The organism is Petrachloros mirabilis, from assembly GCF_975968855.1.
In genome coordinates this window covers 1-21,997 of the sequence record NZ_CDLUDY010000107.1, presented here as the reverse complement: position 1 = coordinate 21,997, position 21,997 = coordinate 1, and the positions used below count along the sequence as shown (strand labels likewise).

20 protein-coding genes and 1 pseudogene are annotated in these 21,997 nt (G+C 53.3%); all 21 read left to right on the top strand.

Features of this window, described 5'->3' with window-relative positions; translation table 11 throughout:
- A partial coding sequence (locus ACWVCN_RS04555; protein WP_455244333.1) for a tetratricopeptide repeat protein occupies window positions 1-1,030 on the top strand: 1,030 nt, incomplete at its 5' end.
- Between the two features lie 457 nt (window positions 1,031-1,487).
- A pseudogene (locus ACWVCN_RS04550) lies at window positions 1,488-1,590 on the top strand (prepilin-type N-terminal cleavage/methylation domain-containing protein); the annotation flags it as partial.
- Window positions 1,591-2,556: 966 nt separating this feature from the next.
- The gene (locus tag ACWVCN_RS04545) at window positions 2,557-4,164 is read left to right on the top strand and encodes an O-antigen ligase family protein (RefSeq protein WP_455244332.1); all 1,608 of its coding nucleotides are present in this window, start codon (window positions 2,557-2,559) and stop codon (window positions 4,162-4,164) included.
- Window positions 4,161-5,039 carry a hypothetical protein gene (locus ACWVCN_RS04540; protein ID WP_455244331.1) on the top strand — a complete coding sequence of 293 codons (879 nt, stop codon included), beginning with the start codon at window positions 4,161-4,163 and terminating at the stop codon, window positions 5,037-5,039. Before ACWVCN_RS04545 ends, ACWVCN_RS04540 begins: the two co-directional genes overlap by 4 nt.
- A gap of 144 nt (window positions 5,040-5,183) precedes the next feature.
- Complete coding sequence (locus tag ACWVCN_RS04535; protein ID WP_455244330.1) at window positions 5,184-6,119, top strand: ABC transporter ATP-binding protein; 936 nt, start codon at window positions 5,184-5,186, stop codon at window positions 6,117-6,119.
- 14 nt (window positions 6,120-6,133) lie between these two features.
- Complete coding sequence (locus tag ACWVCN_RS04530) at window positions 6,134-6,898, top strand: ABC transporter permease (protein ID WP_455244329.1); 765 nt, start codon at window positions 6,134-6,136, stop codon at window positions 6,896-6,898.
- Window positions 6,899-6,922: 24 nt separating this feature from the next.
- On the top strand, window positions 6,923-8,083 hold the full coding sequence (locus ACWVCN_RS04525) for a glycosyltransferase family protein (protein WP_455244328.1): 1,161 nt from the start codon (window positions 6,923-6,925) through the stop codon (window positions 8,081-8,083).
- On the top strand, window positions 8,080-8,940 hold the full coding sequence (locus ACWVCN_RS04520; RefSeq protein ID WP_455244327.1) for an ABC transporter permease: 861 nt from the start codon (window positions 8,080-8,082) through the stop codon (window positions 8,938-8,940). Before ACWVCN_RS04525 ends, ACWVCN_RS04520 begins: the two co-directional genes overlap by 4 nt.
- A gap of 125 nt (window positions 8,941-9,065) precedes the next feature.
- Window positions 9,066-10,220 carry an ABC transporter ATP-binding protein gene (locus ACWVCN_RS04515; RefSeq protein WP_455244326.1) on the top strand — a complete coding sequence of 385 codons (1,155 nt, stop codon included), beginning with the start codon at window positions 9,066-9,068 and terminating at the stop codon, window positions 10,218-10,220.
- A gap of 7 nt (window positions 10,221-10,227) precedes the next feature.
- Window positions 10,228-11,016, top strand: a complete 789-nt coding sequence (locus ACWVCN_RS04510) for a class I SAM-dependent methyltransferase (RefSeq protein WP_455244325.1) — start codon at window positions 10,228-10,230, stop codon at window positions 11,014-11,016.
- A 17-nt stretch (window positions 11,017-11,033) separates the two neighbouring features.
- Entirely contained in the window at window positions 11,034-11,738 is a 705-nt protein-coding gene (locus ACWVCN_RS04505; RefSeq protein ID WP_455244324.1) for a class I SAM-dependent methyltransferase, read from the top strand.
- Window positions 11,738-12,910: a glycosyltransferase gene (locus ACWVCN_RS04500; RefSeq protein ID WP_455244323.1), complete on the top strand. Its 1,173-nt coding sequence runs from the start codon at window positions 11,738-11,740 to the stop codon at window positions 12,908-12,910. Before ACWVCN_RS04505 ends, ACWVCN_RS04500 begins: the two co-directional genes overlap by 1 nt.
- A 75-nt stretch (window positions 12,911-12,985) precedes the next feature.
- A complete protein-coding gene (locus ACWVCN_RS04495) occupies window positions 12,986-14,269 on the top strand; it encodes a glycosyltransferase family 2 protein (RefSeq protein ID WP_455244322.1) in 1,284 nt (427 codons plus the stop codon).
- Window positions 14,270-14,334: 65 nt separating this feature from the next.
- On the top strand, window positions 14,335-15,015 hold the full coding sequence (locus tag ACWVCN_RS04490) for a class I SAM-dependent methyltransferase (RefSeq protein WP_455244321.1): 681 nt from the start codon (window positions 14,335-14,337) through the stop codon (window positions 15,013-15,015).
- Window positions 15,016-15,069: 54 nt separating this feature from the next.
- On the top strand, window positions 15,070-17,100 hold the full coding sequence (gene asnB / locus ACWVCN_RS04485) for an asparagine synthase (glutamine-hydrolyzing) (RefSeq protein ID WP_455244320.1): 2,031 nt from the start codon (window positions 15,070-15,072) through the stop codon (window positions 17,098-17,100).
- A gap of 2 nt (window positions 17,101-17,102) precedes the next feature.
- Entirely contained in the window at window positions 17,103-18,059 is a 957-nt protein-coding gene (locus ACWVCN_RS04480) for a glycosyltransferase (RefSeq protein WP_455244319.1), read from the top strand.
- Between the two features lie 19 nt (window positions 18,060-18,078).
- The gene (locus tag ACWVCN_RS04475) at window positions 18,079-18,768 is read left to right on the top strand and encodes a methyltransferase domain-containing protein (protein ID WP_455244318.1); all 690 of its coding nucleotides are present in this window, start codon (window positions 18,079-18,081) and stop codon (window positions 18,766-18,768) included.
- 23 nt (window positions 18,769-18,791) lie between these two features.
- Window positions 18,792-19,568 (top strand): TylF/MycF/NovP-related O-methyltransferase, encoded by a 777-nt coding sequence (locus tag ACWVCN_RS04470; protein ID WP_455244317.1) that lies wholly within the window; start codon window positions 18,792-18,794, stop codon window positions 19,566-19,568.
- A gap of 19 nt (window positions 19,569-19,587) precedes the next feature.
- The gene (locus ACWVCN_RS04465; protein WP_455244316.1) at window positions 19,588-20,466 is read left to right on the top strand and encodes a class I SAM-dependent methyltransferase; all 879 of its coding nucleotides are present in this window, start codon (window positions 19,588-19,590) and stop codon (window positions 20,464-20,466) included.
- Window positions 20,467-20,491: 25 nt separating this feature from the next.
- Window positions 20,492-21,328: an FkbM family methyltransferase gene (locus ACWVCN_RS04460; RefSeq protein ID WP_455244315.1), complete on the top strand. Its 837-nt coding sequence runs from the start codon at window positions 20,492-20,494 to the stop codon at window positions 21,326-21,328.
- Window positions 21,325-21,997: glycosyltransferase family 2 protein (locus ACWVCN_RS04455; protein ID WP_455244314.1), on the top strand; the 673-nt coding region annotated here is incomplete at its 3' end. The genes ACWVCN_RS04460 and ACWVCN_RS04455, both read left to right, overlap by 4 nt.

Sequence of the window (21,997 nt, the reverse complement as noted above, 5' to 3'; positions counted from 1 at the left end):
TCGTGAAATCCGACGCCAGTTAGTCCGTCTGTATGTCGAAGCCAAGCAGTATCAATGTGCTACGAATGAATTGGAACAGCTCGTCGAAGAGGATCCGTCGGTCCTCGATTCGCAACTACGATTGGCCCTCGTTCACGGAGAGCAAAAGGACTATCAAAAAGCGATTGACCGGTTGACGCTTATCTTGAAAGCGCGTCCAGCAGAGCTGAAAGTCAGGGACTATCTTGGGTACATCTATGAAGAATCCAAGGATACACAGAAAGCCATCGAAACGTATCGCCTCAACGTGCAGTTGGAACCGACATTCTTCGAAGGGCATCTACACCTGGGATTACTGTATTATCGACTGAAGAACTTTTCCGAGGCGACGGAGCATCTCGGGCGCGCTATCGGGCTGAATCCCAAACAGCCGGAGGCTCATGTCTTACTAGGGCTCGCCTATTTGCAGCAGGAGCAGTACGAAAAGTCCGTCGAGGCTTTTCAGGAGGGTATTCGACAAAACCCCAAGAACGCCGATCTTCAATTCAACCTTGGGTCTGCCTATGACAAGCTCAATAAGTTCGATGAGGTTGAGCAGGCAATGGAAACAGCGATCAAGCTTGATCCCCATCATGCTGATGCAATGAATTACCTCGGGTATAGCTACGCGGAGCGTGGAATCAAAATTGAGCGGGCTCTTTCATTGACCAAGCAGGCTGTCGCACTCAAGCCGGAGAATGGCTACTATGTTGATAGCCTTGGGTGGGCCTTTTTTAAGTCTGGTCAACTGAGCGATGCATTGCGGGAAATTAAACGGGCCGTGGCCCTTGTTGGGGACGATCCGGTCATATATGAGCATCTCGGAGACATCTACGCCAAGCAACAGAAGATGGACGAAGCCCGTGAGGCCTGGCTGCGCGCACTTGAACTAGACCCTTCCAACAACAAACTGATGGAACGATTCCGCGAACAGGGCTTGGGTGATCCTGCCCAAGAAGAACGTATTCAACAGGCTAAACGGCGCGTATCAGAGAAGATACAGAATCAGTAAGAAGATTCCCCCCGCCCACCTTTCACCAACCCGTTTTACTATTTGCCAGCAATAAGAAGAGGTTAACAGTTCTCATGAAGTGGACGACGATGTGTCAAACTTCTTACTGTGGCACGGTATGAGCACTAGGGTAACGGTCACAGCCACTTAACTCTGTCACACGTATTCTGGCCTATATTCTAATCAACGTGGAGGATCCGCTCTGTGCAGGAGATGACAAATATTGGCCTGACAGAGCAAAAGGCGGAGGAAGGTATTCGGATATTAGAAGGCCATCAAGGCGTCCATCAGCATAACTTGTTGATATTCAATCGCTCTGTTCCACGGGCTAGGGTAACTCCTTTTCGGCATCGAACCTGCTACTGCACAAAGGCGAGAAGAGGAACCGTGCGCTTCTTGATGAAGGAAACGGACGTGAAGGGGCGAGTCGGTGAAACATCAACAAGGAGGAGTAGCAATGCTTAAGCAGTTCAAGGGGCAAAAGGGTTTTACCCTGATTGAGTTGATGATCGTCGTGGCGATCATCGGTATTTTGGCAGCCATCGCCATTCCGAACTTTATCGCTTACCAGGCGAAATCAAAGCAATCGGAAGCGAAGGTGAGCTTGGGTGCCATTTTCACCTCTGCCGTGGCCTACCAGGCCGAATCTCAGAATCCTCAGAGCTATGCTCCGAACGTGATCAGTCAAATCGGTTGGCAGCCGTCCGGTACTCCGCGTTATTCCTTCTGGTATCAGGACGGCGCGGCAGTTGGCGGCAACGGAGACGGGACTACTGTGACTCGGTTCAACGGGAGTTCAAACGCGACTACGCCCTGTAACGTAACGGTGGCGCCGACCAGTGGCGGCTTTAGCGTGCTTGCTTCGTCGACAGGATTTACTGCTGGAGCCAACGGCAACATCGATGGCGACACGGCATGCGATCATTGGTTCATCAACGACCAACGCAATCTGCAGAATACGAACAACGACGTGTCCTTGTAATACGTCGGTTTGAATCGACGAGTCGGATCTGCTGATTTGAGGGGAGGGAGCCAGCCGGTTCCCTCCCTTATCGTTTTATCAAGACTGCATTAAGAAGGAATTTGTTGACAGTTCCCTCCTCCCCTCATACCGTTATTTGTAAACTGTGAATTCCATCGGCCATCACCATCGATTGACACTCAGTTCTATTTCTCGGGATTGCTGGGGGGAATGGTCCACCTCCGCCGCCCTGAGTTTCCTCATCGTGTTTTCTCCGCTAATTGACGGCGGCACAACACAGCTTCCTGTTCTCACGATTCGTCTAATTCTGATTGCATCGGGCTGTATATGGGCGATTCAGCAGATGCGGGGAGGGGCCTTTTGGGTGTTGCAAAACAGCATAAGCCCCCCAGTCGTGCTCTTTCTCGCATGGGCCGCTCTGAGCCTCGTATGGTCTCCTTACAAGAATGCAAGTTCACATTGGCTTTTGAGCTTACTCTCGTACGGCATTCTTCTCGTGCTTGTTTCTCAATATGCCCAAACGAGAAAAGGCAGGTGGCTGATTGTGGCATCCCTGATTGGAATGGGGGTTATCGAAGGTGTTCTGGGAATTGTCCAGTACGTTTGGCTCGGAGAGGCTAGAGCGAAAGGAACGTTCTTTAATCCGAACTTTTATGCTTCTTACGAAGGAGCTATGCTTATTTTATCGCTCAGCCTCACCGTCGGTAAGTCCCCCTCAGAAAATCTGCGTCTTTCCTCGATCCTCTGGGCTGGAATTGCACTTGTTACTGGCACCGCCTTTGTGATGGCACAATCTCGGGGAGCGCTTGTGGCTCTCCTCGTGGTGATGTGCCTTCTTGGTGTATTCAGGTTCGGGAAAGTGGCGGTTGCCGCGCTTCTAGCATGTCTTATATTGGGCGCCATTATTCCAAATCCACTGCGGGAGCGAATCTCTGAAGCGAGTTCGCAAGATCCCTATGCCTACACCAGGTTGGATATTTGGAAGAACTCCTTAGAGCGCTTTGCCGAACATCCCTTAGGAATAGGTCTCGGCATGTATAAGTACGGTTCGTTCCAAGACCGTTTCCCCACCGGTGATCATATTGTGAGGTATAAGAAGCGTGCAGAATCGGCTCACAATGAATACTTACAAATGGGAGTGGAGCTTGGGGTTGTCGGGTTGCTTATTTTTCTCTCCGGGATGGGAGTTTTGCTACGTGAAGTGTGGTTGACATGGCGAATGCAACGCGGGTCGAGTGATGAAGGGCTGATTCTCGGGCTTCTCGGTGTGGTGTTGTTGCTGGTGGTTCATGCTGGGGGAGACTCCGTCTTCCACGAACCGGCGCTTCTCGTAGTTTTGATACTGGCGGGCGGAGTTCTCCATAACCTGTTTAGGGAAAGTTACCAAAATACATTGCGTTGGGTTCAGGTCCCGTTCCCGTACGGGCGTATGCGAGTAGGGCTTGTGTTAGCCTGCGCACTCGCGCTAGCGGTCCTGTGCGTGCAGCCGGCAGCCGCATGGTACGTCCATGAGTTGGGAAGGTACGAAGCTGGGCGAGGGCAATTTTCTTCGGCGTTAGAGCGATATATCGAGGCAGCCCGAATCGATCCGGGAACAACGGGCTATCATGATTCGGTTGCTCGGACAGCACTCCTTCTGTTTGAAGAGTCAAAAGATGCTAAATGGCTTGAAATGGCTAGGGAAGAAGAATCCATCGCGAGAGATCTGAATCGGTTGGACGGGAGATTTCCGTATAGGCTCGGAACTATTTACGCGCTTATGGCGAAGCAGGCAGTATTTGAACAACGAAGGGTTGAGTTGTTGAACAAGGCAGCAAGCGCGTATGCCGAGGCGATTCAGGCGGATCCGTATACGCCGTTCAGCTATTATGAACTCGCCCAATTGTTGCTCATGCAAGGGAGAAGGGATGAGGCCTTGGAGTTGTTAAAAACGGCTAAAAACTATGAGCCGAATTACTTGCCAGGGCGAGCCTTGCTTGCAGAAGAATCGTTGAGGGCGGGACTCCCGGGAGATTACCAGCGAGAATTTTTAGAAATTAAGGCCATCGCCGCCAGGTTTGAAGGTCAAGCAAGAGATGGCACCGAACGGCAATTTGTCGATGTCGACCTATATCCGTTGGGTCACGCTATAGGGGTTGGAGGCACAGAATGACGGGTGTGAAAAATCAAATCGGTTTCATCGGCTTCAGTGCTCTAGGACTGACTATGGTAATTACCCTACAGGTTCATTTGGGGCAATGGAAGACGGCAAGCAACAAGCTCGAGCATTTGATGTACATACCGGATGCGCAGTATCTCCAGATGGCCTCTTTGGGGCACCAAGAGATCGTTGCCGATGTGCTGTGGCTTCAGGCCATTCAAGTGATGGCAGGGAAAAACATTTCCGATGAAGCCGGTCATTGGTTGTATAGGGCCTTCGATGTGATTACAACCCTCGACCCACATTTCGTTCGAGCCTACGAAGCGGGAGCGCTGGCCTTGACCACCTTCGTCGTATTGCCGGAGGAGAGTAACCGCCTTCTGATGAAGGGCATGGAACACAATCCACGAGAGTGGAAACTTCCTTTCTATCTCGGGATCAACTACTACTTCGAGTTGTACGACGACGCGAAGGCTGCCGAATATATCGCTCAGGCTTCGCGATTGCCCGGCGCGCCTATTGGGCTAGTTCCAATGGCCGCCAATCTGTTCGCGGCGGCCAAGTCGCCTCAACAGGCAGTCGATATTCTTATTTTGGCCTACCAAAATACCGCCGATCAGAGCGCAAAAAAGCTGCTCGAGATTCGTTTGAAAATGATGTTGACGGAACGCGACCTTGTGATGTTGGAACAAGCAATCGGACTTTACCAGTCCCTTCATCGCCGCTTGCCGGACCGGTTAGAAGATCTTGTGGCCGTCGGATTGCTTTCTGGGTTGCCCAAGGAACCGGCAGGCGGACGGTATCTGTATGAACCCACAACGGGCGCAGTGTCTAGCTCAGAAATGCCCGAACGGCCCAAATTGACGGGTAAGCGAAGAATACGTTGAGACTTCGAGCCAGCTCTCTGGCCCTCCCTTTGCGGATGAGACCATGTGAAACGCACCCCTTGTACAGAAGAAGGGAATGCTTGCCCAAATTGAGCGGATTGCTATGATGGCGGTGATACCCAGTAGATACTGGGGGAAAAACCCATGGATGCTATTTCTGTAGAAAACCTTACTAAGACGTATCGACCCACCTGGCCGTGGCAGAGTTCGGCTACGGTCCTGTCTGATGTCTCGTTTTCGGTGGGCTGCGGGGAAATATTCGGATTTCTGGGGCCCAATGGGGCAGGGAAAACAACAACGATGAAGATTCTCCTTGGCCTCATTCGCCAGAGCAGCGGTGCCGTCGAGCTTCTTGGGTCGTCCTCGGCTGATGTCCAGATTCACAAACGAATCGGATACCTGCCTGAATCCCCGTATTTTTACGACTACTTGACGGCAGAAGAGTTCTTGATTTTTTACGGCGGTCTTGCCGGTTTGAACAAGGTCGACCTCCTTCGGAGAATACCCGATTTGCTCGAAAAAGTCGGATTGAGCGAAGCGCGGTCACGCCCACTCCGGAAATTTTCGAAGGGGATGCTGCAGCGAATCGGGTTGGCGCAAGCATTGATCCATGATCCTGAATTGGTCATTTTGGACGAACCGATGTCCGGTCTTGACCCGGTTGGGCGCAAAGAGGTTCGCGATATCATTATGAGTCTCAGGGATCACGGGAAAACCGTCTTCTTCAGCACACATATCATCTCCGATGTAGAAATGATCTGCGATCGGGTCGGCATTATTTCAAAAGGAAAGATGCGAGCAGTGGGGAGGATTGAGGACATCGTCGGCGGTCAGAATACGCATTCTGTCGAAGTCGTCTGTGAAGGATTTGTGGGCGAGGGGAACGGCGTTATCAAAGCGACGGCCCAGCGTTTGTTGCAGCGAGGAAGCCGTTGCTGGATGGTGATCCCAGGCCACGCGCGATTAGACCCGATCCTTAATGCGATTCGAGAGTCGGGCGGTCGGCTGATTTCAGTGATCCCCCACAAGGGATCGCTCGAAGACATTTTCTTAGAGCAAACCAACCGCCGAGAGCAATAATCCAGAGTAATGCTATGAACAGTCTCGTGGTCGTTGCTCGCAATACCTTTCGTGAAACCGTCCGTGACAAGATTCTCTACAACCTCGTATTTTTTGCGCTGTTACTGATCGGGGCTTCTGTCCTGCTCGGTACGCTGACGATCGGTGAGCAGGCTAAAATCATCAGCGATGTCGGGTTGGCCGCCATCAACTTAGTCGGGGTGGTGATCGCCATCTTTGTCGGGATCGGACTAGTGACGAAGGAGATCGAACGGCGGACGGTGTACACGATTCTGGCCAGACCTATTACTCGGACGGAGTTCCTTCTCGGCAAGTATTGCGGCCTCGGATGTGTGATGGTGGTAAACCTCGCGATCATGCTCGCGATGTTTCTCGCCACCATTTGGCTGAGCGGGAATTCGATCCATGGCTCACTGTTTCAGGCGATTCAGCTTATTTTGATCGAAACGCTGCTCGTGACGGCGTTAGCGATGTTTTTCTCAACATTTAGTTCGCCGACACTCAGCGCGATCATGACGATCGGGTTCTACATCATTGGCCATTTAACCACCGATCTGAAGGGTATCGCAGAGAAGAGCAATAGCCCGATCACAGAAATGATCATGTCTGGCCTCTACTACGTGTGTCCCAACCTTGAATGGCTGAATATCAAGGGGCAGGCGGCACGTGGAGTTATGGTGAGCGGAGAATACCAACTAGCGGCCACGGCATACGGTCTTATCTATGCCGGTCTCCTCCTGTTCGGCGCTTGCCGTATTTTCGAGCGCCGAGACTTCTAAGGTTCACGAAACGCTCCCTTAGCTATGAAAGCATTAGCTGTTCTGCCTCCTGACCGTTGGATCGAAATTAATCTCCTGGACACACTGCGTCGTTATTACTGTGACAAACTGCGAGTGTTTACATACCCTGGCGGAATGGGAAGGTTGGGTTCGAGAACCTGGAGGAAGGAACGGGATGAACTGAATGCACAGTTAGTGACATTGGCCCGCAACCTAAAAGCGGCTGGTGAGCTGGATCTACTCTTTTTCATCGTGTACGACGATTTTCTCACGGTGGAGACGGCACGACAGCTTCGTCGACTTCACGTGCCGATGGTCAATTATCATGTCGACATGGCCTTTCAGTGGTATCGCGTGATCCGAACCGCTCCCTATTTTGACGTGATGGCCGTGGCTCAGATGACCAATGTGGAGCAGCTTGAGCACTACAACTCAAATATACATTGGATGCCGATGGCAGCGAATCCCGAGTGGTATTCTTCTCGCTCGGCAACTAATCTCGGTCCTGGACATGATTTATGCTTCGTAGGAAGTTTTAATCCCTATAGGCGGGCGCTCATTGCCGAATGCGTGAAGAGAGGATTCAAGCCGTCTGTATACGGTCGAGGGTGGACACACGAGTCGTTAAGCCCGTATCGATTTGATTGGGATGCGTACAAGATCTGGCACGATGTTCGATATTACGCACTGCCTCGGTTGCGGGCCGAAGGAATAGGCAGCCTTATCGAACCAATCAAAAAGAAGTACGCGAGGATTCATTCGTTTGAGGAACTGCAAGGCCCGGAGTTCTTGCCGCCATGCACGGATGAAGCGATGCCAGAGATTTTTCGTTCGAGTAAGGTGAATCTTGGTTTTTCCGATACCGGCTGGCACAGAGGGGAGGAGGTCATTCCGTCGAAAAACTTGCAGTGTCGTCTTCGTGATTTCGAGGTTCCAATGTCAGGGGGATTTTACTTGGTTCAGGAGGCCCCCGGCCATGCACAGTACTATAAGCTGGGTGAAGAGATCGAAACCTGGAATGACACCAACGAGCTACTCGATAAACTTTCTTTTTATTCAAAAAACGCTGCAGCTACATTGCGAATTCGTGATGCGGGAAAGAAGCGCGCGTTGCATTTTCATACGTGGCAGCACCGGTTTGACCAATTGTTCGGCTACCTGCGCAACAAGGGTGTGTCGGTATGAGAGAGGCATCAGCTCACATCACAGCAGTGGTCCAACAACCTGAAACCGTCAGGATCGAACCGGTACGAGGCTGGTCAACGCTCAATCTGAAAGAAATGTGGGAGCGCCGAGAACTTCTTCTATTGTTGGCCTGGCGTGACTTAAAAGCCTCCTATGCCCAGACGTTATTGGGGGCATCGTGGATTCTCGCCAAGCCGCTCGTCTTGATGGCCATCTTTACGGTGGTGTTTGGCATGTTTGTGAAAGTTCCTTCACGCGGTGTCCCATATCCTATATTTGTCTTTGCGGGGTTGATCCCGTGGCAGTTTTTTGTCCGTTCTTTTTCCGGAGTGGGAACCAGTTTGGCAACAAATCAGCATCTCATAAGCAAGGTCTATTTCCCTCGATTGCTGCTCCCCATGGCGGCGCTCGTCGGACCAGCAGTGGAGCTAGTGATAACTGGATTATTCCTCCTGGTGATGATGTGGTATTACCGTATCAATCCTTCGGGCATGATCTGGATGTTGCCGGTTTTCATCATGATGGCCGCTGGGACGGCGTTCGGAGCAGGTCTCTGGCTTTCAGCGCTGAGTGTTCGCTATCGAGATATTGCACATGCTCACCAGTTCATTACACAAGCGTGGTTTTTTGCGACACCCATTGTGTATCCGGAAGAACTGGTTCCCCAGGATTGGCTGTGGTTGTATCGAATGAATCCAATGACGGAAGTCGTTGAAGGAATTCGGTCGGTTTTGCTGGGAGTCGGCCAGATCAGTTGGACGACAGCGGTATATCCTGTGCTGGTCGCCGCTTTGTTGTTGGTATCTGGTCTGTACCTCTTCGGTCGAGTCGATCGAGAGTATGTTGATACGGTGTAACGATGAGTGATGTGGCGATTCAGGCATCGCGCCTATCCAAGCTCTATCGACTGAGTGGATCGAATGATAGAAGATGGCCAGGAAACAGGGCTCCTTGGTCGTGGGGAAGGGGTCGGTCAACTGATTTGGCTGAAGTGGTTGAAGAGAAGTGGGCGCTGAAAGAAGTGTCGTTCGAAGTGAAGCAGGGAGAAGCTGTTGGAATCATTGGGATGAACGGGGCCGGGAAAAGTACGCTTCTGAAGATATTGTCGCGAATCACGGCTCCAACGGATGGCTATGCCGATGTAAGAGGTCGAGTCGGGTCTTTGTTGGAAGTGGGTACAGGGTTTCACCCTGATCTGACCGGTCGGGAGAATATTTATCTCAACGGAACCATTTTGGGCCTGAAGCGAACCGACATAGCTAGGAAATTTGACGAGATTGTGGAATTTGCTGAGGTAGGCAAGTATCTCGATGAGCCAGTCAAGCGGTATTCGAGCGGCATGTATACGAAGCTGGCCTTTTCGGTCGCGGCTCATTTGGAGCCAGAAATATTGTTAGTGGATGAAGTCCTTGCCGTAGGGGATGCGACCTTTCAGACAAAAAGTCTTCGCAAAATGCAGTACGTTGCCAGAGAAGGGCGAACTGTGCTGTTTGTCAGTCATAATTTGCAGGCCATTTCGCAGCTGACTCAGCGTAGCATCCTCCTTTCCAACGGCCGATGCGTCTTTGACGGACCCACAGCGGGCGCCATTGATCTCTACCACGGGAGCAATCAAAAGTACGAGGAGTCATATGTTTCAGCGCCTTCCAGCGAGAGACCGAAAATAACAGGCTTGGAGGTAGTGACGTCAGCCGCCGGTCAAGTTCATCACGTCGGGATGCCGTTGGAAGTCCATTTTACGATTGTGTCACCAACGCCGATTGAAGGAGCGGCGTTGTCATTCCAAGTCGTTAATGCCTTCAGGCAACCCATCGTGCACATGCTCCTCCTAGATTCCGAAATACCTCTGTGCAGGAAGGCCGGGGTATATAAGGTGTCTTGTCGGATCCCATCCCTCCGGTTGTATCTGGGTAGATACACGCTGACAGCGCATTTTGCCGAACGCCCGGGGGGGAGGAAATTTGAGACGATCGATGGTGTATGTCCCTTCGAGGTCGTGGCCTATGGGAAGCGCCGGGATTACTATTGGCAGCCGGGGTCGTGCACGTATTTAGAGGAAGGGACATGGACTTGTGAGCAGCTGTCGAATAATGCGGCCAGTCCACTCCCGAGAGAAATTCAGTTCATGAACGAGTAGCAGATCAGTGACGACGAAACTACACGAAATTCAATCCTTCTACGACGCGCAAGTCTTGGGTAAGTTGCGTGGATTTGTTGAAGGGAATGATCGGGTGGAGTGCGCCTGGAACACGATTGTGAAGTGGGCCGGAGAATGTCCGGAGCGAATACTCGAAGTTGGGTGCGGAATTGGAGATATTTCGTGGAGGATGAGTCGTCATTGGCCGACGAGCCGGGTCGTCGGCCTTGATGTCAGTCCACGCTCGCTGGAAATTGCCAGTTCTTTATTCGGCGGCGAGAGGCTTTCCTTCTGTGAAGGACCACTCGTGTCAGGCCGATTAGATGGTCGATTCGACTTGATCGTTCTGATGGACGTGTACGAGCACATTCGTGTTCAAGATCGCTTTGAACTCCACAAGGCCATCAAGGAACTCAAGAGCGAGCGAGCCAGAATCGTCTTAGCCTTTCCCACGCCTCGTCATCTGGCATGGTTGAGGATTCATCAACCTGATCGAATCCAGCCCGTCGATGAAGACATTACGGTTGAGACAATGTCGAAATTGGCAGAAGAGACCGATACCGAGGTGCTTTGTTATAAGGAAGTCGGCGTATGGCATGAAGGGGACTATGCCCATGCCGTACTCGGAAGGCAACTCGGCTGGAAAGATGTTCAGAAACTCGTTGAGTCTAGCCCCGGTGTCGTGGACAAACTGACGGCGTTGTTCCGTCGTCCTCCCGACCTGCTCGTCCCGCCGCGTCAGGAGCGGCTTGCGCGAGTGCTAGAACGGCTCGGGAACGGCAGCTATCCCCATTAGCCGATGGGTGCCAACTCATGAACATACAGGAGGATTTTCTTGAGCCTCGATGTGCCACAACCAGGCTTGATAACTATGGAGTGAGGCGGGCAATTGTGGAAGCCCTTCGCTCGCAGCTCCCATTGTTTAGCGGTACGGTGGCTGACATCGGTTGCGGGCATATGCCGTATAGGTCGCTCGTTCTAGCTTCTCCAAGCCGCGCGAACCAGTATATCGGGATCGATCTGAAGGAGAACATCTATCGCAAACCGGATCTCGAATGGGACGGGTGCACCCTCCCGCTAGATGACGGCACTGTAAATATTGCCTTGGCGACAGAACTGTTCGAGCATTGTCCTTCCCCTGAAATGGTGATGAAAGAAGCATTTCGCGTCCTGCAGCCCGGCGGTCTTCTGTTTTTTACCGTCCCGTTTCTCTGGCCGTTACACGATGTTCCACATGACGAGTACCGGTATACCCCGTTCGCCTTAGAGAGACATCTCCGGGACGCTGGTTTCGAGGAAGTGGTGATCCGCGCGTTGGGAGGATGGGATGCCAGTTTGGCACAAATGATCGGCCTTTGGGTGCGAAGAAGCCCGATGACTGCTCGCACACGCGCGCTGCTTTCGTGGCTCGCATTGCCGATCGTCCGATACCTCTTCAACAGAGATAGTATCCCGCAACGGTTCGAGGAAAGTTCCATGTGCACAGGGTTTTGGGGAACCGCGAAGAGATCTGCCTGATGTCTTGCCCGCTCGCCATCATCACGCCGCATCTGGGGGCGCTCTCGGAAAGCTTCATCAAACGTCATGCCGAGAACATTCTCCCAAACGGAACTGCGGTAGTGGCAGGAACAGTTGATGGGCCGTATTTAGGGCATTGGAGCGTGCAGAATCCTCAACTCATTCTCGACCGGATTCCTGTTCGGGCGATTCCGAATGGACTTCGGCAGCACTTCCGTTGGGTAGTGCAGCGGCGGTTAGGCCTTGAGACGCCTGATTCCGTACCGGAGGTTCTGACGGTTGTGAAGCGGTTCCTGCGCGAGCATCATGTGCGTACGATCATGAGTGAATATCTGGACCACAGTCTTCCATGGTTGCCTGTCTTACAGGAGTTGAATATTCCGTTCTTCGTTCATGCCCATGGGTATGATGTGTCCCTTCGTCTGCGCGATCCTGTTTGGCAGCAAAAGTATAAAGTCTTGGCCGAAGCAGCCGGAGTGATTGTTGTGAGTGATGTGAGTCGTGCGAGACTGCTCGGGTTGGGGTTGAGTCCGGAACGTGTTCATGTCGTCCCATGCGGAGTGGACGTGCCTGAGCAACCCAGGCGGAGAACCCCCAGCCGGGTTGTTCGATGCGTGGCCGTCGGACGAATGGTAGGAAAGAAAGCGCCCATCCTGTTACTCGATGCCTTTCGCCGCGCAACGGAGACTTGCGCGGAGCTCTCTCTCGATTACGTCGGTACCGGGGAGTTGTTAGTTGCGGCTCGCCATTTCGTTTCCGCCCTTGGCTTAGAGGATCGTGTCACGCTTCATGGAGGACTGCCGCATGAGCGTGTAATCCGACTGATGGAGATGGCTGATGTCTTTGTGCAGCATAGCGTAACGGATCCGATAAGCGGCGATGAAGAAGGACTTCCTGTTTCCATCTTAGAGGCCATGGCTCATGGACTCCCGGTGGTCTCAACGGCGCATGCGGGAATTCCGGAGGCTGTGATCGACGGTTCGACAGGATTTCTTGTGCCGGAAGGTGACAGTATGGCCATGGCTTCAAGGATCGCTGCACTGGCCAGTGACCCACGCTTGCGGGAGCAGTTCGGGGAGGCAGGGTGGCACCGCGCACGGGACTTGTATTCATGGCGAGAGGAGCGGAAACGGCTTTTAGAAATTCTTGGCCTGGGACGGGGGGAGAGTTGAGCGAGAAGGCCCGCGCTTGTGTAACGAGTTATTACCCTATCGGGGATGGAAGAACGCAGAACGAGACAATGACGTATGCTACCTCTGAATAGCCAGCCAACTCCTTCTGCGGAATCTGCTGACCGCCCGGCGGTGTTTGCCGTGATGCCTGTCTTCAACCGGCTTCAACATACCGCGACCTGCGTCACAAATCTTCTTGCCCAGACCTATGCACCGCTTCATCTTGTTGTCGTCGATGGCGGATCTACCGACGGCACGACCGAATATCTCGCTAAGAATTATCCCCAAGTCGTGATCTTGGAAGACAAAAAAGAACTGTGGTGGGGAGAGGCCATGCAATTGGGGATCGAGTATTGTCTCCGCCAGAGTCAGCGAGACGACGATATGGTGCTGATGATGAACAACGACACGCTGATCGACGCCAATTACGTCGCAACCCTCGTGCGTGTCTCTCGTGAAAAGAATGCTGCTGTCGGTGGCATGATCGTCGATAGTCGAAATACCTCCCGTATTCTTGATGCAGGAGAATTTATCGATTGGAATACCTATAGTTTTCCCGTCAAGACCGTCAGGCAACCTGGAGAAACCTATATCGATGGTGTCGACCTTCTCTCCGGCCGCGGGACCTTGATCCCGTTATTCATGGTGCGGCAGGCCGGCAATGTCAACGGCGCGCGGTTCCCTCATTACATAGCCGACTGTGAGTTCTTTTCGAGACTGAAACGGAACGGCTTCCGTTTGGGTGTAACCTGCGAAGCCGTAATTCGATCACATGTCGACGTAACTGGGTTATCCACTCACCATCTCCATGCCCTCACGTTGAGGCAAGTATGGAAGGCGTTGATTTCGAAACGGTCCATGGACAATGTGAAAAACCATTGGCGGTTCATCGAGGACAGTGCCCCTGCCCATCTGAGGTGGTCGTTGAAACGACGATTGATTCGTCGGTGGGTATATCTGATTGTCAGCCGAACAGGGCTACGGCACGTTGCCCTTCCGCTCGTGTGGTTTCTGCGCGGTACGTATTACGTGACCCAAAAAGATTGCACTGAGTGTGGATTGGATGCGGACGGGTTGGTCACAGCTGGATTGATCAGACCGTGGTGCCGAGACAACTGGTATGTCTTGGATGAGCGATTTCGAAGCCAAATCGGCGATAACCGAAGCTTGAAGCAGTTATACCGGAGGGCATGGAATCCTGCGATGAAGCTGATACGTTGGGGCAAGGCGAAGTCTCTTGCCCAAGATGCGAGTGAGGCACAGGATTCACGAGCTTCCTATTCTCAGTCCCTCGGCGGCACTGACTTCGGCAATGCCCGTGTCGGAGTCGCACATACGCACGACGAACCTTGCCGGTAGCCGTACAAATCTTACTGACAGCACGCATGTGACCGTACTCATTCTTGGAAAAGTCTTGCGAGGGCATGATCGTGCCTAGACGCATCAACCCGCGAATGTTCAGGGCGCTGAAAGTGAGGGCCGGATCCCTTGTCCGTTGCGTGATGCAGCCCATCGAAAGTGCTTTTCGACGTCATGTGTTGCGTCGCGAGGCCAATTCGGCGAAACCGCTCAATGTCATATTGGGTTCTGGTCCAGTGACCTACCCTGGTTGGATTGCCACGGACTCGGAAGTCCTCGATGTGATCTCCGTTCGGGACTGGAAAAGGTTATTTCCTCCTTGCTCCATCGACCGGCTGATGGCCGAGCATCTGTTCGAACACCTTTCCGATTCGGAATACACGATAGCTTTCTTGGAATGCTTCCGTTATTTGAAGCCAGGAGGTCTCTTGAGGATTGCGGTACCTGACGGAAATCGGAAAGACACTGACTATGTCGAAGAGGTAACTCCTCCCAAGGACGGGCATAAGATGTTGTTTACGGTTGAGGACTTGACGAAGCGCTTAGTGCAGACCGGATTTCATGTGACGCCATTGGAATATTTTGATGCAAAAGAAGAGTTTCACTGTTATCCGTGGGATGAGACGGATGGTCTCATCCGGCGGTCTGCCCGGTATGACACGCAGGAACGTTTCAAGAGGGGGCGTCTCTATTACACCTCGTTGATCGTGGATGCCAGGAAGCCAGAAGGTGACCATGATATTTAGGGGAAAAGACACGTTACTGCGACGGTTGCCTGCGATACAGGGAGGGAGCTCTCCATGTGTGGGATAGCAGGGGCCATCGCGTCCGAACCGCTCCCGCCTGACATACTACATCGTGTGACGGGGATGAACGATCGGCTGGTTCACCGTGGCCCAGACGGGCAGGGGGCATTCCACGACGGACCTGTGGCGTTGGCGATGCGTCGTCTGAGCGTCATTGACCTTCAGGGAGGGCAACAGCCCCTGTTTAATGAGGATGGTTCGGTGGTTCTGGTTGCGAACGGCGAGATCTACAATCATGTGGAATTGAGGGCCCTGCTTCGTTCGCAAGGGCATCATATGAAGTCCGGGAGCGATTGCGAGGTCATCGTGCACCTCTATGAACAGCATGGGGTGGATTGTGTGAAGTATCTCCGTGGAATGTTTGCCTTTGCCCTGTGGGATACCCGTCGCCGGCGCCTCATGCTGGCTAGAGATCGGATGGGAGAAAAGCCGCTGTATCTCTATCAAGACTCGGGAGTGCTGTACTTTGCATCAGAGCTCAAAGCGATCATGGCCGGGGGGTGTGTTCCTCTGGCGTTGGATCCATCCGCTGTCGATCTGTTTTTCCATTACAGCTATGTCCCTGAGCCATTGTCGCCGATTCGAGGTGTCCGGAAACTTCCGGCGGCCCATGTTTTGACCGTCGATGCCAGGACGGAGGAACAGAACGAGTGGTGTTACTGGCGCATGGAAGATGTGCCGCCATTGAGCGGGAATCCCGTCGAACTGATCAAGAACGAATTGGAGACAATCAGCGATCTCATCGTCCGTTCTGATGTCCCGGTTGGGATAGCTCTCAGCGGAGGACTCGATTCCAGTGCAATTGCTGCCATGACATCTCGCAAGTATCCCGGAGTCATGCAGGCTTTTACGGTTGGGTACAGCGGGAGCAGTCAGCACGATGAACGAGAGGAAGCTAAAGCGCTCGCGGATTTTCTCGGTATGCCGTTTCATGCGGTTGAATTACATGCCCAGGAGATGGCCGCATTCTATCCGGAACTGACGTATTGGCTTGATGATCCAATCGGGGACATCTCGGCGTTCGGATACTATTCCGTCATGAAGGCGGCGAAATCACACGGCGTCTCTGTGATGCTTCAGGGGCATGGGGGCGATGAACTTTTCTGGGGTTATCCGTGGGTACGACAAGCTGCCTCGCAGACCAGCCGAAAGTTAGCGGGGTGGCAGGCGGGAGGAGCGCGGTTCCGTGATTATTTGAATCTCACGCTTCCGGCGTATTGGAACCTGTGGGGCCTGAAAGAGTGGCTGAAGTCTGGGGCAGGGATCAGAGAATCGTGGAACGTCTATTCCCGCGACCTGCTGAGTCCGAAGGAACAGGCGGTATTTTATGACCTGACGCCGGATTTTAGGCTTGCCCGGAATGGCTTGAAGGACTTGTATACCGATCGGTTCCGCCAGGAGCTGCGGGAAACACAGGCGTACGGCATGTTTACCGTACCCCTTCCATGGCCGCAAGTAGATGTCCTTCTCACGAGGCTCATTTGCCAGACATATCTCCAAGAGAACGGCATTGCCCAAGGAGATCGACTTAGCATGGCGTCTTCGGTTGAACTTCGGCTGCCGCTTGTGGATTACCGGTTGGTTGAACTTGTGATTGGGTTACGCAAGGCAACACCAGACCATACTTTTCCTGCAAAGCTGTGGTTGCGGGAAGCGCTCAAAGATATGGTTCCCGAATGGGTCATGAACAGGCCGAAACGCGGGTTCACTCCTCCTTTACGCGACTGGCACGAGGCGTTGTTTGCCGCACACGGGGAAAAGCTCAAAGACGGGTTTTTAGTTACAGAAGGTATCCTGCGACCGGAGAGCGGGACGGCTCTGGCCAAAGGACCATATCCTCCCGAAGCGGGTGCACCGCTCTCGTTCAAATCGCTGACACTCGAGCTCTGGGGGCGAGCCTTGGCCAATGCTTCTGGATCGGACCGGTCTGAGGTCTTTAACAGGAAGGTAACGGCTGTACGGGAGGCTTCCCTCGCCTCTCCCGTAGTCCGCTCTCCTATCGGCGCCTTGAGTCAAGGAAAGTGACTATGTCTCCCGCGCCCATCGCGCTCTTTGCCTACAATCGCCCGGATCATTTACGCCGGACGCTGTCTGCTTTACAGGCGAATGCCTTGGCGCGGGAGAGTGAGATACACGTCTTCAGCGATGGCCCGAAGAGCGCCACCGACCGCACGGCTGTCGAAGAGGTCAGGCAAACCGTGAGGGGCGCGAGTGGGTTTGCCAATATTTCCGTGCGTGAGCAGAAAGAAAATCTCGGGTTGGCAAAATCTGTGATCGCGGGGGTGACGGAACTAACGGCTAAGTATGGACGAGTGATTGTTTTGGAGGATGATCTCGTCGTCGCGCCAGGCTTTTTGTCGTTCATGAATTGTGCGTTGGAGCATTACGCCGAGAATCCACAAGTAATGCAGGTGTCGGGGTACATGTTTCCTGTTGGGCGACCGGCCCGGCTTGGGTCAAGTTTTTTTTGTCGTGTTCCGACGAGCTGGGGTTGGGGTACGTGGGATCGGGCGTGGAAACATCTTGATCCGGACTCTTCTCGGTTGCTGGATCGCTTGCGAAGCCCGGAGCGGCGGAAAGCGTTCGACGTGGACGGGGCCTACCCTTATTTTGAACACCTCACTCTTCATGCAGAAGGCAAGCTGGATGTGTGGGGGGTGCGTTGGTATGCGAGCATGTTTGTCGCGGACGGCCTGTGTCTCTATCCGGGTCTTTCGCTGGTCAAAAATATTGGAATGGATGGGAGCGGTGTTCATTGTGGACTGTCGTCGGATTTCGACGTCCAACTCAGCCGCGCGAGAAGCTGGAGCTTCCCTCAGCGAATCGAGGAATCGGCGGTAGCAGTGGAGGCGATCCGTTCATTTCTCATCGGATTGCGGCTTCAAAACAAGCCGGGCACGATAGCGGAATTAGTTTCTCGACTTCGCACTCTGCTGGGTAGAATGAAAAGGGCAATAACGTCCGTGGCCAGCCGGAACAAGTAGAGAGGGAGAAAGCGGGAACATGCCGACACTGAATTGGCTCAGGCAAGAATTTAGGTATGGATACGACAGCGGAAATATCCTTTCCCTTCTGCCGGGAAGAGTCAGATTCTCTGAAGAACGAAGGAGCGGGGGTTCGTACCGCGTGGTTTTCAAGAAGGCTCTGCTTCCGCACCTGAGGTCGGATTCGAAGGTTCTCGAACTAGGGCCCGGAAAGGGATCGTGGTCGCGCGCAATACTCCGGTTCATTCCACAAGGAGAACTTCACACGATCGATTTCCAAGACGTGTCTCAGTGGCTCAATCCGCAAGCATACAGCGGACGGCTCACATGCCATCAGGTTCAGGACAATAGCTTCAGAGAACTCCCTGATAACTACTTTGACCTATTTTGGTCATTCGGGGTGCTATGCCATAACGAAATGTCATCAATCCGGGAGATTTTGGATTCTTCGAGAAGAAAAATGAAGGCCGGATCCGTAGCGCTTCATCAGTATGGCGATTGGGACAAGCTTGAGGTCTTCGGTTGGAATCGGGGCGGAGTGCCGCTGGAGTTCAAAACTCAGCCCGATCAGGAGATTTGGTGGCCGCGAAACGATCAGCGTGTGATGGTCAAGCTCGCCGAGGAAACTGGTTGGGAAGTTTTGAACGCAGACTTAGGTCTGTTGCAGCGAGACTCTCTCATTCTCCTGCGGAATCCAAGACGTTCGTAGGTCTCGCCGGTGTGGAGCAAAGGGTGCTAACCAAGTTCTTCAGCCCGATAATTGGTTTAGGAAAGTGGTTCGGCGGTGTGCCGTCAGATGAGTCGTCTCCCGCTCCCCTCATCGTCACGGTGCGAGAACAAGCCGAAGACGATGAAACGGTTCGGTTCGTCCGTCCTTATACCATGACTTCGCCTGAACGCATTCGGGCGCTCTGCCAAGCGGTCCGCTACATTGAAGAGGCAGGCATCGTCGGTGCGATCGTCGAATGCGGGGTCTGGCGAGGCGGAAGCATGATGGCCGCCGCGCGGACATTGTTGAATCGAGGAGTGGCTGACCGCGAAATCTTCCTTTTCGACACGTTCGAGGGCATGACTGAGCCAGGGCCGCATGACATATCCATAGCGGGTGAATCGGCCGGCAGCCTTTTGAACGGAGCCGTTCGCACCGAAGAGGACAGGATGTGGTGTTATGCACCGATTCATCAAGTCTCTCAAGCCCTGGCACTGACGAATTATCCACAAGAGCGTGTCCATTTGATTCCGGGACGCGTGGAGGACACCCTGATCTCACGGGCTCCAGAAGAAATAGCGCTGCTGCGCCTCGACACCGATTGGTACGAATCGACACGGCATGAAATGGAAGTTTTGTTCCCGCGGTTGCGGCAGGGCGGCGTTCTGATCATCGATGACTATGGACATTGGCAAGGAGCGCGTAAAGCCGTCGATGAATACGTGCGCACCCACCGGCTCAAATTATTTCTCCACGCCATCGATTATACCGGGCGCATCGCCGTGAAGGCCTTCGAATGAGAGAGGAGCCAGTAGCGGAATGTCACCAGTGTTGATCAATATCGGCTGTGGTTCGACGTGGCATCCGGATTGGGTCAATCTGGATGTGCATCCCATCGATCCGAAAGTCCGTCAGTGGGATGCCGGCAAAGGGCTTCCGTTTGAAGATGGACAGGCCGATGTCTGTTATGCCTCGCATGTGTTGGAACATTTCACTTCCGGCCAGGCGAAAGGTCTGCTTCGGGAATGCCGTCGAGTGCTACGCCCGGGTGGGGTTATTCGATTGGCGGTTCCAGATCTCGAGAGTATCGCCCGAGAATATCTCCGAGCGCTTGAGTGCGCGGAAGCGGGGGATCAAGCAGGGAGCGAGCAGCACACATGGATGACGCTCGAATTGCTGGATCAACTGGTCCGAGATCAGTCTGGCGGTGAGATGGAGCGTTATTTGCGTACACAAGCCCACAGCAACATCGATTATGTGACCGCGCGGATTGGCGCTGGGGCCAGAATGTACCTGGATCAAGTGAACGAAGGCGGCTCTCGTTCCAACCCAAGTGGAGTCACTGTTTCAGCGGACATCCCTGATCGGAACATGATGAAGACCGTGATCGGGAAAGTTCGGTCTGTGGTTTTGAGAGCGGTCGGATCGCTGATCAATGGTGATGCAGAGGCGCTGCGCGTCGGTCGTTTCCGCTTGTCGGGAGAATGCCATCGATGGATGTATGACCGGTTCTCGCTTCGGCAAATGCTGGAACAAACCGGCTTTACCGAGATTCAGGTCTGTACAGCTTTTGAAAGCCGGATCGATCACTTTTCCTCATTTGGCCTGGATGTGGTCAACGGTCGAGTACGGAAGCCGGATTCTTTATTCATGGAAGCAGTTAAGCCGGAGGGATGGAACAGGGCTGCGGCCGAATAGCGCGGGATGGCGCACTCTTAACGCCATGAAGAAATTGGTTCAAAAAATCTTTCGTCGAATGGGCTTCGAGATTCGTCGCCGAGCTGCGATATCCGGAGTGGAAAGCGGACCGGAGCGCGGGTCGCTCGAAGGCAGTTTGGAACAGGCGCGAGAGGCTGGGATTGTTCCTGCCACGGTGGTCGATGTGGGGGCAGCATTCGGGTCATTTTCTCGTTCTTGTCATGCCGTCTTCCCTCAGGCGCGGTATCTCATGATCGAGCCGCTGGAGGAGTATGCATCCTCCCTAGAGGCGGTAGTCAAAGAAATTCCTGGCGCGAGTTACGAGATTGCTGCCGCCGGAGCAGAAGAACGATATGTGCACTTCAACGTCCACGACGATCTTGTCGGATCTTCTCTATATCGCGAGTGCGAAGAAGGGACAGAGGTAAACGGAGTTCAGCGTGAAGTCCGGTCGATTACCTTAGATCGATTGGTCTGTGAACAGAAGGCCTGTCCCCCCTATCTGCTTAAGGTCGACGTACAGGGCGCGGAACTCGATGTCTTGGCCGGCGGACAGGCGACGTTGTGCGGGGCAGATCTTGTGATTCTTGAGGTCTCGTTGTTTCAGTTTTTTGAAGATGGCCCGATGTTATACGACGTCGTCGAGTACATGCACTCAAGAGGCTTCGTCGCGTACGACATCCTGGGATTGCAGTATCGCCCCTTGGATCGTGCGCTGTCTCAGGTTGATATCGTCTTCGTTAAAGAACACGGCCCGCTGCGGAAGTTCCACTTTTATGCCAGCCCCGAGCAACGACGGGAACAGAATCAGCAGTTCCGAGCGCACTTCAGCACCTTGCTATCACGTGAGCGAACGCGGTGAGTACGTCGTCGCTGAAGATCTCAATCGTCACTCCATCCTACAATCAGGCCCCATTTCTGGAGGAGACCCTGCAATCCGTATTGTCACAACAGGATCAAAATCTCGAGTATGTGGTAATCGATGGAGGCTCTACAGACGGGAGCGCGGACATCATTCGGCGATACGGATCGCAATTAACGTATTGGGTTAGTGAGCCGGATAAGGGGCACTACGACGGAATCAACAAAGGCTTTGCCAAGACGAGCGGCGACATTATGGCCTGGATCAACAGCGATGACAAATTTACGCCTTGGTGCTTTTCGATCGTTCGCGAAATTTTCTCAGCCTACTCGGAAGTGGAATGGATCAGCACGGTTCAGCCGTTGAGCTGGAATGCGAGAGGACAAGCTACAGGCATTAACTTCAGCGGGGGATTCAACCGCAGTTCTTTCTTGAAGGGCGGTAATCTGCCGAGTAAAGGCTCCTTCGGGAGAAGGTATATCCAGCAGGAGTCGACCTTTTGGAGACGGTCCCTTTGGGAACGAGCAGGGGGCTTTATAAACACAACATATCAACTGGCAGCGGACTTCGAATTATGGGCGAGATTCTACAAGCATGCCGATTTGTATGGTGTCATGGCGCCGCTCGGTGGGTTTCGTGCCCATGGCAACCAGAAATCTGTTCTCCAGG